14 protein-coding genes and 2 pseudogenes are annotated in these 13,146 nt (G+C 55.5%); 4 read left to right on the forward strand and 12 right to left on the reverse strand.

All coding sequences use genetic code 11. The annotated features are described in order from the left end of the window. Nucleotides 1-2: 2 nt before the first annotated feature. The 6 genes and pseudogenes from glcE to KO536_RS09725 form a co-directional block, all read right to left on the reverse strand. Nucleotides 3-1,064, reverse strand: coding sequence for a glycolate oxidase subunit GlcE (glcE, locus tag KO536_RS09700; RefSeq protein ID WP_219261758.1), 1,062 nt, complete (start codon nucleotides 1,062-1,064; stop codon nucleotides 3-5). Further along, the gene (glcD, locus tag KO536_RS09705) at nucleotides 1,064-2,563 is read right to left on the reverse strand and encodes a glycolate oxidase subunit GlcD (RefSeq protein WP_219261759.1); all 1,500 of its coding nucleotides are present in this window, start codon (nucleotides 2,561-2,563) and stop codon (nucleotides 1,064-1,066) included. Before glcD ends, glcE begins: the two co-directional genes overlap by 1 nt. 194 nt (nucleotides 2,564-2,757) lie before the next feature. After that, complete coding sequence (locus tag KO536_RS09710; protein WP_219261760.1) at nucleotides 2,758-2,925, reverse strand: hypothetical protein; 168 nt, start codon at nucleotides 2,923-2,925, stop codon at nucleotides 2,758-2,760. Between the two features lie 224 nt (nucleotides 2,926-3,149). After that, nucleotides 3,150-3,485 (reverse strand): hypothetical protein, encoded by a 336-nt coding sequence (locus KO536_RS09715; RefSeq protein WP_219261761.1) that lies wholly within the window; start codon nucleotides 3,483-3,485, stop codon nucleotides 3,150-3,152. Nucleotides 3,486-3,639: 154 nt separating this feature from the next. Next, nucleotides 3,640-3,976, reverse strand: a pseudogene (locus KO536_RS09720) (amino acid transporter); the annotation flags it as partial. Beyond that, nucleotides 3,957-4,199 (reverse strand): annotated as a pseudogene (locus tag KO536_RS09725) (ornithine cyclodeaminase); the annotation flags it as partial. The pseudogenes KO536_RS09720 and KO536_RS09725, both read right to left, overlap by 20 nt. A 1,013-nt stretch (nucleotides 4,200-5,212) precedes the next feature. Here KO536_RS09725 and KO536_RS09730 point away from each other — a divergent pair. From KO536_RS09730 to KO536_RS09740, 3 genes are all read left to right on the forward strand, one after another. Next, nucleotides 5,213-6,034, forward strand: coding sequence for a MinD/ParA family protein (locus KO536_RS09730; RefSeq protein ID WP_307876322.1), 822 nt, complete (start codon nucleotides 5,213-5,215; stop codon nucleotides 6,032-6,034). A 240-nt stretch (nucleotides 6,035-6,274) separates the two neighbouring features. Beyond that, nucleotides 6,275-6,643 (forward strand): histone-like nucleoid-structuring protein, MvaT/MvaU family, encoded by a 369-nt coding sequence (locus KO536_RS09735; protein WP_219261763.1) that lies wholly within the window; start codon nucleotides 6,275-6,277, stop codon nucleotides 6,641-6,643. Nucleotides 6,644-6,830: 187 nt separating this feature from the next. After that, the gene (locus tag KO536_RS09740) at nucleotides 6,831-7,670 is read left to right on the forward strand and encodes a 5'-nucleotidase, lipoprotein e(P4) family (RefSeq protein WP_219261764.1); all 840 of its coding nucleotides are present in this window, start codon (nucleotides 6,831-6,833) and stop codon (nucleotides 7,668-7,670) included. Between the two features lie 79 nt (nucleotides 7,671-7,749). On the opposite strand, the gene KO536_RS09745 is transcribed toward KO536_RS09740, so the two are convergent. The 3 genes from KO536_RS09745 to KO536_RS09755 form a co-directional block, all read right to left on the reverse strand. Continuing rightward, nucleotides 7,750-8,259, reverse strand: coding sequence for a flavin reductase family protein (locus tag KO536_RS09745; protein WP_219261765.1), 510 nt, complete (start codon nucleotides 8,257-8,259; stop codon nucleotides 7,750-7,752). Between the two features lie 139 nt (nucleotides 8,260-8,398). Beyond that, the gene (locus KO536_RS09750; RefSeq protein ID WP_219261766.1) at nucleotides 8,399-9,433 is read right to left on the reverse strand and encodes a methionine synthase; all 1,035 of its coding nucleotides are present in this window, start codon (nucleotides 9,431-9,433) and stop codon (nucleotides 8,399-8,401) included. A 27-nt stretch (nucleotides 9,434-9,460) separates the two neighbouring features. After that, on the reverse strand, nucleotides 9,461-10,444 hold the full coding sequence (locus tag KO536_RS09755) for a DUF1852 domain-containing protein (protein WP_219261767.1): 984 nt from the start codon (nucleotides 10,442-10,444) through the stop codon (nucleotides 9,461-9,463). Nucleotides 10,445-10,856: 412 nt separating this feature from the next. Here KO536_RS09755 and KO536_RS09760 point away from each other — a divergent pair, with 412 nt between their 5' ends. Further along, a complete protein-coding gene (locus KO536_RS09760) occupies nucleotides 10,857-11,426 on the forward strand; it encodes a YceI family protein (protein ID WP_219261768.1) in 570 nt (189 codons plus the stop codon). Between the two features lie 103 nt (nucleotides 11,427-11,529). Here the strand turns inward: KO536_RS09760 and KO536_RS09765 are convergent, their stop codons facing one another. The 3 genes from KO536_RS09765 to KO536_RS09775 are packed head-to-tail and all read right to left on the reverse strand — an operon-like array spanning nucleotide 11,530 to nucleotide 13,099. Next, nucleotides 11,530-11,835, reverse strand: a complete 306-nt coding sequence (locus KO536_RS09765) for a DUF6482 family protein (RefSeq protein WP_219261769.1) — start codon at nucleotides 11,833-11,835, stop codon at nucleotides 11,530-11,532. Nucleotides 11,836-11,849: 14 nt separating this feature from the next. Next, nucleotides 11,850-12,560, reverse strand: a complete 711-nt coding sequence (locus KO536_RS09770; protein ID WP_219261770.1) for an SDR family NAD(P)-dependent oxidoreductase — start codon at nucleotides 12,558-12,560, stop codon at nucleotides 11,850-11,852. Continuing rightward, nucleotides 12,557-13,099, reverse strand: a complete 543-nt coding sequence (locus KO536_RS09775) for a DUF3833 domain-containing protein (RefSeq protein WP_219261771.1) — start codon at nucleotides 13,097-13,099, stop codon at nucleotides 12,557-12,559. Before KO536_RS09775 ends, KO536_RS09770 begins: the two co-directional genes overlap by 4 nt. Nucleotides 13,100-13,146 lie beyond the last annotated feature (47 nt).

A 13,146-nucleotide genomic window follows, 5' to 3' on the forward strand; every position in this document is an offset into this window, starting at 1 on the left:
GTTCAACACTCCGCGTACAGGCGACCGGGGTTGAAGATGCCCCGTGGATCGAGTTGTTGTTTCAGCGTGCGGTGGTAGCGCATCAGTACAGCGGGCAGGGGCTGGAACGGGCTGTCGACAAGGCCGTGCCGGTAGCAGGTCGCATGCCCGCCGACTGCTGTCACTGCATGGCGAATGAGCGTTGGATCGGCATCGGACTTGAGCCAGCGTTGTGCGCCGCCCCAATCGATCAGTTGACTGCCGGGCAGGACCAGATTCGGGGTGTTGTTGGGCAAGGACAGTCGCCAGAGGGGCTGGGTTTCATCGAAGAAACTCAGTTGGTGTTCGTTGAGATCGGTCCAGTACGAAGCGTCCAGCCATTCGCCCCCCAGCCGTTCATGGGCCGCCGCCACCGAGCCTTCACCCCCTTCAAGCCTCACGTGCAGGCGCTGGCCGTCATGGCATGCCGCACTGATCGGCAGCGGTTGCTGGCCCCACTGCGCTAGGCGCAGCAGGGCGCCAGCAGCATCCAGTTCCAGGCTGATACTCAGGCATTGTCGCGGTTTGGGCAGTACCTTGAGCGACACTTCGGTCACAACCCCCAGGGTGCCGTAGCTGCCAGCCATCAAGCGCGACAGGTCGTAGCCGGCGACGTTTTTCATCACTTCGCCACCAAAGCGCAAGTGTTTACCGTGCCCGGTGATGACCCGTGTACCGAGTACGTAGTCCCTGACCGAACCCGACCAGGGCCTGCGGGGGCCCGATAACCCGCTGGCAATCATGCCGCCTACCGTGGCGTCACCGAAGGCGGGGGGCTCGCAGGGCAGCATTTGTCGGGATTGATCCAGAACGTGGGCCAACTCCGACAGGGGGGTGCCACAGCGGGCCGTGATCACCAGCTCGGTCGGGTCATAGCTGACGATGCCCCGGTGGGATCTTGTGTCGAGCACTTCGCCCGCTACCGGGCGACCCAGGAACATCTTGCTGTTGGAGCCCTGAATACGGAGCGGGGTCGCGTATTGGAGAGCCTGCTCGACCTGTTCCAGCAGGCGGTGACTGTCATCCCTGTCGTGTTCACTGCGCATCAGAAACGCTCCAGTTCAGGGAAAGGCAACTGCCCCATATGAACATGCATGGCGCCAAACTCGGCGCAGCGATGCAGGGTCGGAATATTTTTTCCGGGGTTGAGCAGGCCACCGGGATCGAAGGCCGCCTTGACCGCGCGGAACAGGGTCAGCTCATCACTGTTGAACTGCGCGCACATCTGATTGATTTTTTCGCGACCCACACCGTGCTCGCCAGTAATGCTGCCGCCGACCTTCACGCACAATTCAAGGATCTTGCCACCCAGGGCTTCGGCGCGATCGAGCTCCCCCGGCTGATTGGCATCGAACAAAATCAACGGGTGCATATTGCCGTCACCGGCGTGAAACACGTTGGCTACCCGCAGGTCGTACTCGACCGACAACGCGGCAATGGCTTGCAGCACGCCCGGCAGCTCACGGCGCGGGATGGTGCCGTCCATGCAGTAGTAATCGGGTGAGAGGCGACCCACGGCCGGGAAGGCGTTTTTGCGCCCGGCCCAGAAACGCACCCGTTCCGCTTCGTCTTTTGCCTGGCGCACTTCGGTGGCACCGGCCTGCTCCAGCACAAGGCGTACGCGGTTGCAGTCGTCATGTACATCGGCTTCAACGCCATCGAGTTCGCACAGCAAAATGGCTTCGGCGTCGACGGGGTAGCCTGCCTGGATGAAGTCTTCGGCGGCGCGGATGGCCAGGTTGTCCATCATCTCCAGGCCGCCGGGGATGATACCTGCACCAATGATGTCGCCCACGGCCCGACCCGCTTTCTCCACCGAATCGAATGCTGCCAGCAGTACTTTGGCGGTCTGGGGCTTGGGCAGCAGTTTGACCGTGACCTCGGTGATGACGCCGAGCATGCCTTCGGAGCCGGTAAACAGCGCCAGCAGGTCGAAGCCTGGGGAGTCGAGCGCGTCCGAACCCAGGGTCAGGGGGTCACCTTCTACGGTAAGAATGTCGACCTTGAGCAGGTTGTGTACGGTCAAACCGTACTTGAGACAATGCACGCCACCGGCGTTTTCCGCGACGTTGCCGCCGATTGAACAGGCGATTTGTGAGGAGGGATCGGGGGCGTAGTACAGGCCAAACGGTGCTGCCGCCTGGGAAATCGCCAGGTTGCGTACACCCGGCTGCACCCGTGCAGTGCGGGCCGCAGCGTCGATGTGCAGGATCTTGTTGAAACGGGCCATCACCAGCAGCACGCCTTTTTCCAGCGGCAGTGCGCCCCCGGACAAACCGGTGCCGGCCCCGCGTGCGACGACCGGGACACGTAATTCGTGGCAGATCTGCAATACGCCCTGCACCTCGTCGAGGTGACGAGGCAGTACCACCAGCAGGGGCGTGGTGCGGTAGGCGGACAGTCCGTCGCACTCGTAGGGCTTGAGTTCTTCACGCTGATGCAGGACTTCAAGGTCCGGCAAACGTGCCTGCAAGGTGTGCAGCAGCAGGGCTAAATCGACGTCGGGCAGGATGCCATCGACGCGTTCATCGTAAAGGATGTTCATGGCGGCTCACGACACTCGATTGTTTTTATTAGAGGTCTGTATCCGGATGCAGCGGTCCATCATTGGACTCGGGCGCGCTCCTGTCCATGTATTGTTTGGCGGGTGGAAACGATTTTGTAAAGGTTGCGATGGCGCAAGCAAGCCCGTCGCAGGGCAACGTGCAGGTCTGTGGGGTGAGGGTAGTGGCTGTCCGGTCAGCGCCGGATGCGGTTTTTTTGCCAGCTCAGATCGCTGTGAAACGTTCCCGTATCACCGCGCATCACGTAGAGGGAGGCCCTGTAGGCCGATGACAATCGGGAACATTGCAGACCGCGAATCTTGCTGTATGCCCACATCCAGCCGTGGGTTGTCCTGGTGCTCATCCTTCATCCTGCTTGTTCATCACCTGACCCCTGAGATCTGCATAATCAATGACTTGAGCCTGTTTGGACCGGCTCTGGCCCAGTAGTTCCCCAGCTCATTTATGGCAGTAGGTCAGGAGGGGCTGTCGGGTGGTGTGAAGGCAGAGCAAGGCGGGATGATCTGGCCACTTTACCGCCTGTTGGCGGCAAGTGGGCCGGAGCATCTCTGGAGCAGGCAGTGACGCCTAGAGCAGTTGGTCAATCAGGACCGCATTGGTGTAGATCAGGCTACCGTCGCTCGATTGATGCCCGACCAAATGGAACTGACCACGGTCAAGGTGCAAATAGACGCGCATCTGGCAGTCCGACAACGGGCCATAGCCTTGAGGCAGGGTCAGATCCAGTGTGCTCATGTCGACGTCGACCATGACTTCAGGCTCCTGGGTTTTCTGCAGGCGTTCCTCTGCTTGTTCCATGCGTCGATGGAGGGGACCGTCGACGTAGAAATGGATCTCGCCGACGGGGATGGGACTTTCGCCGGGACTGTTTTTGTACCAGCCTTCAATCGTCAGGGCACTCATGACAACACCTCCACTGTGGATGGCTGATTCTTGGCAGCGCTTGGCGCGCTGCTTGCCATAACGTGTCTGACCTTCACGCTCAGGCCGGGTTCTTCTTTTATGACCAGCGGTGAAAGCTGATACCTGTACGAGCGGGTCGTGACCCACTTCAATGCAGGGCTAGGCGGGTGTCAGGTCGCAGGGCAGGCAGGCAGGCACAGCACAAATGTCAGGAATGCCAGGGACAACCAAGCCACGGGCAGGCCTCCTGGCATCTTGTAGCGGGATTGCGCATGCAGGTCGGGCCGTGTTTTGCGATAAGCAATATAGGACGCCAGGATGGCCGACACCGTCGACACGATTGTAAAGTCGGTCATGACTGCAGGGATGATGAACAGCAGCAGTACGCCCACCAGCATCAGGAATGTGGTGAAGGCCAGGCTGGTGAGAGGAACACTGTTTTTCGAGAGCCGCTTGAAGATGCGGGGCGCATTACCCAGGTCGTCCAGGCCGATTCTTGATGTTATTCGGGGAAGGTACCAGGTGGATTTCTTCACCGAGGGCATACTTGCGGGCCTGGTCATGTAAATAACGAAGCGAAGAAAAATCTTCAAGGGCAAAGCCTGCAGAGTCGAACACCGTGACTTGGGTATCGCTTTCGCGTCCTGGTCCGTTGTCCCGAACAATGCGGAAATATTCGATGACCGGAAAATCAGGTGCCAGTTGCTGAATGTCACAGCCGTGTGGCTATTGCGGGGCAGGCCACGAAGTAACACCGGGCAGTTACCGGCGGAGACGGATTTTCTGATAAGTGCGGTTGTTATAAAAAGTGCCTGTGTCGCCTCGAAGTGCATACAGCGTTGCTCTGTAGGCAGAGGACAGCGGCGGGCACAACAGGCTGCGCATCTTGCGATATGCCCACATCCAGCCATGTCCGGGTACGTTGGTCATATAGCTGCCTCAATGGGATGGGATTCGCCTGATACATAATGCGTCAGTTGGCAGGAATGAGGGGTGTTTGCAGAGTCCATAAGCCCGTCCATGGTTGTAGTTGCATTGGCGTTGTTTTTTAGACGGGTAAAACAGTGTTCATTACGGGGTGGTCTACTAATAAGGATGTTAATTAATGTCTTGTTTTGTTCGGCACCAGGAAGCGTGGCGTGCTCTTCGAGTTAATGGTTTTCAGAAAGGTCGGTGTGCAGTGCCGGACAAGAAGCCGGGTTGATGATAATACTAAACTTGCTGATCTGTAACCTGCTTGACGGTTATCTATTATTTTATGTGTTTGAATTGACGGGTTGTTGGCGCCATTCAAATGTCTTATTGATGTCCCGTGGCCGGATTTTGTTTTATATGGCTTTTCTTTTGTTTTATTTTTTTATAGATTAGCCGTTATGGCACACATGTTTTGTGTGGACTCCTGGCCGGTTAAGGACTGATTGAACAGCTTTTGCGGGGTGTTGGGACCCTTGTTAACAATAAAAGCACAGTGGGCAGCCGCTTTTGTGGCTAAATGTCAGGCCATCCTGCAGGGCAGGTTGCTCGATGCTGACGGCGATCATTATTTTTCGTCAGGCTACTTGGGGCAGGTGGGTGAAGCGCTGGTTTACCGTGACATACAGTAAATCCAACTTCACGTCTCAGTGACTAAAGTCGAACTAAGTCAATCAGGGGTATCGGTTAAGTTTATTTAGTTATCCCTCGCTTTGCAGAGTGTTCACGCGTCACACAAGGAAGGAATGAAAAGAATGGAGGGCGGACATTTTGTACAAGTTATCGCCGTTACAAGCGGCAAGGGGGGCGTAGGCAAGACCGTTGTAGCGGTTAACCTCTCATTGGCGCTGGCAGAACTCGGCAAGCGGGTTGTATTGCTGGAAGCTGACTTGGGATTGTCGAATATAGGTGTTCTGCTGGGGCTTAACCCGCGGTACACCCTTGCCGATCTGATCGAGGGCCGCTGCGAGTTGACCGATGTGTTGATGCGAGGGCCTGGCGGGGTGCTCATTGCCCATGCCGCGTCAGGTGATCAGAGCCTGGCGCATTTGTCTGCAGCTCAGTACGCAGGCTTGATTCAGGTCTTCAGCGACATAGCTGACACGCTCGATGTACTGGTGATTGATACCGCTTCGGGTATCGGTGAATCGGTAGTCAGCTTCGTTCGGGCTGCCCGGGAAGTCTTGCTGGTGGTGTGTGACGAGCCGACCTCGATTACCAACGCGTATGCGCTTATCAAGCTGCTTAATCGAGACCATGGCATCAGCCGTTTTCGGGTCTTGGCCAATATGCAGCACCATCCAATGGACGGCCAAAGGCTGTTCGCAAAGCTGGTCAAGATTACGGATAACTTTTTAAGCGTAACGTTGCAGTATGTGGGGGCCATTCCGTACGACCAGGAGGTCCGCAAGGCTGCGCATATACAACGAGCCGTCTACCGAAACTTTCCTCGTTCCAAGAGCGCAAAGGCATTCAGGGCCATTGCTCAAAAGATCGATGCCTGGCCAATTTCAAACAGTCCGCGAGGACACATAGAGTTCTTCATAGAGGGACTGGTGAGTAACTCTATAAGATGAGGTTGTTGTTTGGCCGCTGAGTGTTGACTGTTTTTTGTATCTGTTGATACAGGTGGTTGTACTTGCCTGTTTCAAACGGGCGCAAGCGTTATTGATTTCAGGGGTGTCAGGTGTCGTGAGTCACTGTCACATACACTTCGGGTGTCGATGACGAAAATCATTACTTGAAACAGCAGGGGCCAGGGGGAGTTTCCCCCTTGACCTGTCACGTCACCGTATTTATCCAGAGAGCATAAGCCAATGTCTAAAGTTGCCAGATACCGGGACCTCGAACGCCAGATCATTGAACAACAGCGGGTCCTGGAGGCGCTCAAGAACGACAAGTCCTTTCAGGTCGAAGCCGAGTTTGAACACAAGTTGCGCACACTGATGGAGGCGTACGGGGTCAACCTCCATCAGATCGTGGCTTTGCTTGAACCGGTTGATGCTCGTGCAACCGACAATGGCGCGGGTGTGAGCAAGGCCCGGCGCACTGCCCGGGTTATCAAGCGTTACCTGAACCCGCATACCCATCAAGTCGTCGAGACCAAGGGGGGCAATCACAAGATGCTTCAGGCCTGGAAAAAGGAGCATGGCCCGGATCAGGTCGGACGCTGGCTACTGACATAAGTCATGGACGGATCGAGCATGTGAACCTCAGGCGTCTCTTCAAGGCCCGTGACTCAGTGGCAAAAGAGGGTATTACGCCTCATTGAGCCAGAAACGCGACACCCACATTGAGCTGAAACTTTGGCTGATGTAGAACTCCCTGGCGTGTTTGTCCAAGTTGTTCAATCCTCGTGGTCCGGGCCAGAAAATGAAAATAAAAACCAATCGAACGCTAGCCACACCGTTGCTCATCTCGCTTCTGATGCTTCAGGGAACACAAGCCTTTGCCGAGGAGAGCACCGCTGCTCCTTCCAATCTATTGACTGCCGCAGTCGCCTGGAAGCAAACGGCTGCCGAGTTCGAAGCGCTTTACTATCAGGGCTTCAATGTAGCGAGGATGCAACTCGATCGAGCACTCCAGGCTCACAAGAAGGGGGATCGCCCTTTGGCTGTCATCAGCGATGTCGATGACACCGTTCTGGGCAGCAACAGCTACTGGGGTTACATGATCAACTCGGGAAAAGAGTTTTTTGATGACGGCGCGTGGGACAAATGGGTTGCTGACAATGGCCCTGTTGCCACACCCGGAGCATTGGAGTTCCTGAACTACGCACACTCCAAGGGTGTAGAGGTTTTCTATGTCACGAGCCGTGATCAAGGGGAAAATACCTTTCAATATGCCCTGGAAAATCTCCGTAAAAACAAACTGCCTTTTGCCGACGAAAAGCACCTGACGGTTTATCGCGACAGCTCCAACAAAGAACCCCGACAGCTGGAGATTGCCAAAGATTTTGACGTGGTCGTGATGCTGGGTGACAACCTCAACGACTTCAAACGCAAGTATTACGTTGCCGACGTCAAGCAACGCCTGAGCCTGATGACTGAAGATAAAGAGCAGTTCGGTCGCAAGTTCATCATCTTCCCGAACCCTACCGACGGGCATTGGCTCAAGGCGATTTTTGGCGACTCTGAACCGCCTGCAACGACTGAAAATCGCAGCAAGTTCAAGGCGGCGGCGGGTTCAACCGCCTGGCAGCCCAAGGAGTAATACGCAGATGTACCTGCGCTCGCGGCCAGAAAGATCCTTGATGGATGGAGGGATAACGAAGGGCAGCGCAGGTAACCCCTCAAACAGCGCTCTGGGTGGCGATGTTGCAATATTGCCCTTTGAAATACAGCAGTGGCTGCGTAACTGCAGTTGCTTGCAGGCTTAACGCTTTCACTTCGCCAATCACGATCAGGTGATCACCGGCGGCATGTTCGGCGTGAATTTTACAATCCAGCCAGTGCAGGCTCCCGGCAATGATCGGATTACCCAGCGGCGATTGTTGCCACTCGACGGCGTGCCACTTGTCCGTGCCTTTGCGAGCGAACTGGTTGGAGATCCCGACTTGCTCGCCCGACAGGATATTGACTTCGAATCGGCCAGCCTGACGAATTTTTGGATAGCTGGCCGAACTGGCCATGACGCTGAATGACACCAGCGGCGGGCTCGTCGACACGCTATAGAACGACTGGCATGTGAAGCCTATCGGCTCGCCATCAAGGTGTGACGTAATCACCGTGATACCGGATGCGTAATGCCCGAGCGCTTCGCGAAAGCTCAATGGCTCGATAGTCGTGTTGGGAAGTGACATGGCAAGTCCTGAAAATGGGGTGCAACCCGAGCGTGAGAAAAGGCCTGAAGTAGCCGTGAATGTCGGCTGACTAGAGCGGTGCCCAGTGCTGGAAGCGGGCCCGACAGTCCGCTTCCCGTACGCCACTTGCGGCTTTAACTCAGCGCTGGTTCAAGAGTTCTCTTCGAACGATGTCTGCGCCTGCACTTAATGCGTTCAGCTTGCCTCTTGCTACCTGGCGAGGCAGGGGGGCCATGCCGCAGTTGGTGCAAGGATAGAGCTTGTCGGCGTCGACGAACTGAAGTGCTTTGCGCAACGTGTTGGCAACTTCCTCGGGTGTTTCAATGATATGGCTGGCCACATCAATGGCCCCCACCATCACTTTCTTACCGCGAATGAGTTCAATCAGGTCCATGGGAACATGAGAGTTGTGACACTCCAGCGAGATGATATCGATACTGGATTTTTGCAGCTTGGGAAAGGCTTCCTCATACTGACGCCACTCGGACCCCAGGGTTTTTTTCCAGTCGGTATTGGCCTTGATGCCATAGCCATAGCAAATGTGCACAGCCGTTTCACATTTTAGGCCTTCAATTGCTCTTTCCAGGGTCGCCACCCCCCATTCATTCACCTCGTCAAAGAACACGTTAAAGGCAGGCTCATCAAACTGGATGATGTCGACACCGGCAGCTTCCAATTCCCTGGCTTCTTCATTGAGGATCTTGGCGAATTCCCAAGCCAGTTTTTCGCGACTTTTATAGTGATTGTCATAAAGCGTATCGATCATGGTCAGGGGGCCCGGCAGCGCCCATTTGATAGGTTGACTGGTTTGCTGTCGCAAGAACTTGGCATCTTCGACAAAAACCGGCTTTTGGCGAGCAACCGCGCCCACGACCGTCGGTACGCTCGCATCATAGCGATCACGAATCCTGACGGTTTCACGCTTCTCGAAATCAACACCGCTGAGGTGCTCAATAAATGTGGTGACGAAGTGTTGGCGCGTCTGTTCACCATCACTGACTATGTCAATGCCCGCGTGCTGTTGTTCCTGAAGTGCCAGTCGCAAGGCATCTTGTTTGCCTTCGACCAACTCCTCATCTTGCAGTTTCCAGGGAGACCACAGTGTCTCGGGTTGTGCAAGCCAGGCGGGTTTAGGCAAGCTGCCAGCCGTTGAAGTGGGTAGCAATTTTTTCATGTTAGAAGACCTTGAATATGTTAGGTGTCAAAGAGAGTAATTAGCCGACCACTGCTCAAGTACTGCCTGATAGGGTTTGATAAAGTGCTCTTCAACAAACTTGCCTTGCTCAACAGCCAGCTGGCTACGTTCTTCTCGGTTGTAAACAATTCGAGTCAGTGAATAGTCCTGGTGCTTCAAGCTGGGCTGATAGAGTTTCCCGGCGGCCGAATTCGCATTGTAGATTTCAGGGCGGTAGATCTTTTGGAAAGTATCCATCGTACTGATGGTGCTGATGAGTTCAAGGTTGGTGTAATCACCCAGCAAGTCGCCAGAGAAATAAAAAGCCAAAGGCGCCACACTGTTGGTCGGCATGAAGTAGCGGACTTTCAACCCCATTTTCTTGAAATATTCATCCGTTAAAGAGTATTCATCCTGTTGGTATTCAATGCCCAGTACGGGGTGCTGGTTTTCAGTGCGATGGTAGGTTTTGGTGTTCGAGACGCTCAGGCATATAACGGGTGATTTTTTGAAGTTATCCGTGTAGGTACTTGAATTCACGAAGCACTTGAACAGATTCCCGTGGAGGTCGCCAAAATTATCAGGCGTGCTGAATGCGGACTGGCCCTCATTGTGCCCCGGCAACGCCACACTGAAGTCGTAGTCACGCACGTACGAAGAGAAATTATTCCCTACCATGCCGTCAACGCGTTCATTGGTTTTTCGATCAATAATGCAGGTCTTCAGGAGTTCAATCAAAGGGATGGCAGTGCTGCTGTTTTCGCTGTCGATGTTCATCTCGACGGAAATAATGTCGAGTTCAACCGTGTAGCGATCGCCTTTAGGGTTGTCCCACTGGGCCAAGGCATTGAAGCGGTTGTCGATCATCTTCAACGTGTTGCGCACATTCTCCTGGCGACTCTTTCCTCTGGCCAAATTAGCAAAATTGGTCGTGATGCGCGTATTTTCGGAGGGGTGATAGTCTTCGTCGAAACGAAGGCTCTTGATCGTAAATGAGAACGCGGTGTTCATTGTAATTTGCCATCCTGATGTCTGAGATAAGTCCTGAATGTGTTTATTGTTTTTCAGTGTTTACCACTGTTGTTGTCTGGTTTTTTTCTCAGTAAAATGTAGAGTGCCTGTCATTAAGACGTATTTTAAGCCGGGCGATAGATTGAGCGACAATGAATTGATTTCACTAAATCGTTAGTCCTGTTCATGATGGAATTTACGTTTAATCGCGGCTAACAATCCTCCCTCTTGTTTAAAAGACAACGATGCTGCGCAATGACAAGTGTTTGCGAGCCATCAGTCGCTTTTGTGTGCCGTCAGGTAAAGCGTGGGCTTTAAACCGTCTGCGGGCTGGAATAAACGGCGATTCTTTGCTTGAGTTTATCTACTGCTACACACGTCGACCCATAAGGGGCCGGTCCTGGAGAATGCAATGAGCCCTCGATCTCTACGTTCCGCCGCACTGGCTGTTACTGTGACCCTCGGTTTTTTCCCCGGCGTGGATGCCGCCGAATACAGCAGCGTAAATCCTGCGGCCAGCACCCTGAGTTTTACCTTCAACCAGATGGGATCGAGGGTCTATGGCACCTTTGGCAAGTTTGTCGGGACTCTCGAATTCGACACCGCACACCCCGAGGCGGCCCGGGCCAGGCTGACCATCGACCTCGACAGCATCGACGCCGGTAGCGAAGACGCCAACACCGAGCTGCAAAAGCCTGCCTGGTTCGATACCACGGCTTATCCCGTGGCGATCTTTGAGTCGACCCGCATCAAGGACATGGGAAACAATCGTTACCGGATCACGGGCAACCTCACACTCAAGGGGGTTACCCGGGAGGTGACAGTGCCGGTGCTGCTGAAGTCAGATCGAACCATTGGCATTTTCGACGCCGAGCTGGTGCTCAAGCGCAGTGACTTCAAGGTCGGTGCCGGGGAGTGGTCCGACAGCCTGGTTTCCGATGACATCGACATACGCTTTCGGATGGTTGCGCCGGAGCACTGAGAGTATTAGGTGTTTGGGGGCCGATGGTTCGTGCTGAACGCTGGATGGAAAACTATACAACCGGCGGGTAACGTTCATCCAGTGATGCTCGGCGTGGTTCAAATCACAATGGCATGGTGAGCGAAAACGGAATGCGCAGCGCCTCGACAGGCCCTGCATCCCGGCCGCACATTTCGTCGTGCACGCATTGCTGCACCAGTACGCAAGGAAATGCCGGTACGGCGTGCAGCAATTCTCGCAGGTGGGCGATCGAACGCAGGTGCATTGGCTGGGCCGCATCATCCAGCAAGGTGAACTGGCCGTGATCCTGACGGACCCGTGCCAGATAAAATCCACCTTCGATTGACAGCAACTCCAGCTCGCGTATTTCGCTGTTGGCCGCACGTTCGGTGAGGGTTTGCAGGTTCATGTTTCACTCCTTGCCTACCAGGGCAGGCGTTCTCCATCGTAGGCAAAGAAATGGCCGCTGTCGGCCGGCGTCAACTGGTCAATCAAGGTCAGTAATTGGGCAGCGGCTACCTCTGCCGGACGGGCGTTGCAGGCTCCGCGGAAAAGTTGCGACAACCCTGACACAACCGTGCCCGGGTGCAGGCTGAGCAAACGGCTCTGCGGGCGAGTGCGGGCCAGTTCAATGGCGGCGCTCTTGATCAGCATGTTCAGCGCCGCCTTGGAGGCGCGATAGGCGTACCAGCCGCCCAAACGGTTGTCGCCAATGCTCCCGACCTTGGCCGAAAGCATTGCCATCGCTCCCCGAGGTTCGAGCAGCGGCAGAAAGTGCCGCAATACCAGCGCCGGGCCCAGCGTATTCACTTGAAAGACGGCCTGCAGCGCCTCCTGTTCGATCGCGCTGAAGCTTTTTTCCGGCTTGATCCGGTCGCGATGGAGCAGGCCGGCAGCGTGCACGATCAGTTGATAGGGCGCTTCGGCTGCCAGTTCGGTGGCGGCGCTGGCAATCGTGTCGGGGCGCTCAAGGTCCAGTTCGGGAACGGTCTGGCGCCCCAGGGCGCGAACTCCGGCACAGCGCGGATCCTGTCTGAGCTGTTCGCAAAAAGCCGTGCCAAGGGCCCCACTGGCGCCGATGACCAGCGCGAGATAACCGTCCCCGAGGGAGGCCATGGTCCAGGGCCGGTTCATTGGCTCGCTCCCGTGCCCTGGCGACGGAAGAATAACGTCACCTGGCCGACCTCTACCCCGAACTTGGACATAGTGGTGCGGTTGATCAACGTGTCCTCGTCCATCAAGTACATCCAGTCGTCCATGCTCATTTCGTAGGTTGAGTCGCCGACTGGCAGGTTCAGGCGATACCGCCAGTGCAAGGTGTTTCCAGCGACTTGGCCCTTGGCGACACCCACCACATCATCCGCACGACCGCTCCAGCGCCCTTGGCCCTCAGGGGTGAGGACCCACACGCGGCGCTGGCGAGTACCGTCGCTGTAAAGGAAGCGCTCGTCGAGAATCAGGTTGTTGCCCTCGCGTCGGCTGGCGATGTTGACCTCGAAACGCTTGGCAACCTCACCGCTGCGTTTCTGAAATATCCCCCAGGCTTTGACGGGCTGGCTGAAAAAACGCTCCAGATCCAATGCCGGTTGCTGATCCGTATAACGGGCGACATCCACACTGGAGCAGCTCGCGACGCTGAGTGCCAAGGCCAATAACAGCAGAAATCGGGTCATTGCCTTACTCCCTGAAATTCACAGGTGGTGAAGGTGAAGTTTCGAAC

The organism is Pseudomonas sp. NKUCC02_KPG (assembly GCF_019345465.1).
Lineage (GTDB): Bacteria > Pseudomonadota > Gammaproteobacteria > Pseudomonadales > Pseudomonadaceae > Aquipseudomonas.

Excerpts from the sequence above, each read along its gene's own strand:
- glcE (WP_219261758.1), bottom strand. The coding sequence starts at position 1,064 with ATGCGCAGTGAACACGACAGGGATGACAGTCACCGCCTGCTGGAACAG.
- glcD (WP_219261759.1), bottom strand. The coding sequence starts at position 2,563 with ATGAACATCCTTTACGATGAACGCGTCGATGGCATCCTGCCCGACGTC.
- KO536_RS09710 (WP_219261760.1), bottom strand. The coding sequence starts at position 2,925 with ATGAGCACCAGGACAACCCACGGCTGGATGTGGGCATACAGCAAGATT.
- KO536_RS09715 (WP_219261761.1), bottom strand. The coding sequence starts at position 3,485 with ATGAGTGCCCTGACGATTGAAGGCTGGTACAAAAACAGTCCCGGCGAA.
- KO536_RS09730 (WP_307876322.1), top strand. The coding sequence starts at position 5,213 with ATGGAGGGCGGACATTTTGTACAAGTTATCGCCGTTACAAGCGGCAAG.
- KO536_RS09735 (WP_219261763.1), top strand. The coding sequence starts at position 6,275 with ATGTCTAAAGTTGCCAGATACCGGGACCTCGAACGCCAGATCATTGAA.
- KO536_RS09740 (WP_219261764.1), top strand. The coding sequence starts at position 6,831 with ATGAAAATAAAAACCAATCGAACGCTAGCCACACCGTTGCTCATCTCG.
- KO536_RS09745 (WP_219261765.1), bottom strand. The coding sequence starts at position 8,259 with ATGTCACTTCCCAACACGACTATCGAGCCATTGAGCTTTCGCGAAGCG.
- KO536_RS09750 (WP_219261766.1), bottom strand. The coding sequence starts at position 9,433 with ATGAAAAAATTGCTACCCACTTCAACGGCTGGCAGCTTGCCTAAACCC.
- KO536_RS09755 (WP_219261767.1), bottom strand. The coding sequence starts at position 10,444 with ATGAACACCGCGTTCTCATTTACGATCAAGAGCCTTCGTTTCGACGAA.
- KO536_RS09760 (WP_219261768.1), top strand. The coding sequence starts at position 10,857 with ATGAGCCCTCGATCTCTACGTTCCGCCGCACTGGCTGTTACTGTGACC.
- KO536_RS09765 (WP_219261769.1), bottom strand. The coding sequence starts at position 11,835 with ATGAACCTGCAAACCCTCACCGAACGTGCGGCCAACAGCGAAATACGC.
- KO536_RS09770 (WP_219261770.1), bottom strand. The coding sequence starts at position 12,560 with ATGAACCGGCCCTGGACCATGGCCTCCCTCGGGGACGGTTATCTCGCG.
- KO536_RS09775 (WP_219261771.1), bottom strand. The coding sequence starts at position 13,099 with ATGACCCGATTTCTGCTGTTATTGGCCTTGGCACTCAGCGTCGCGAGC.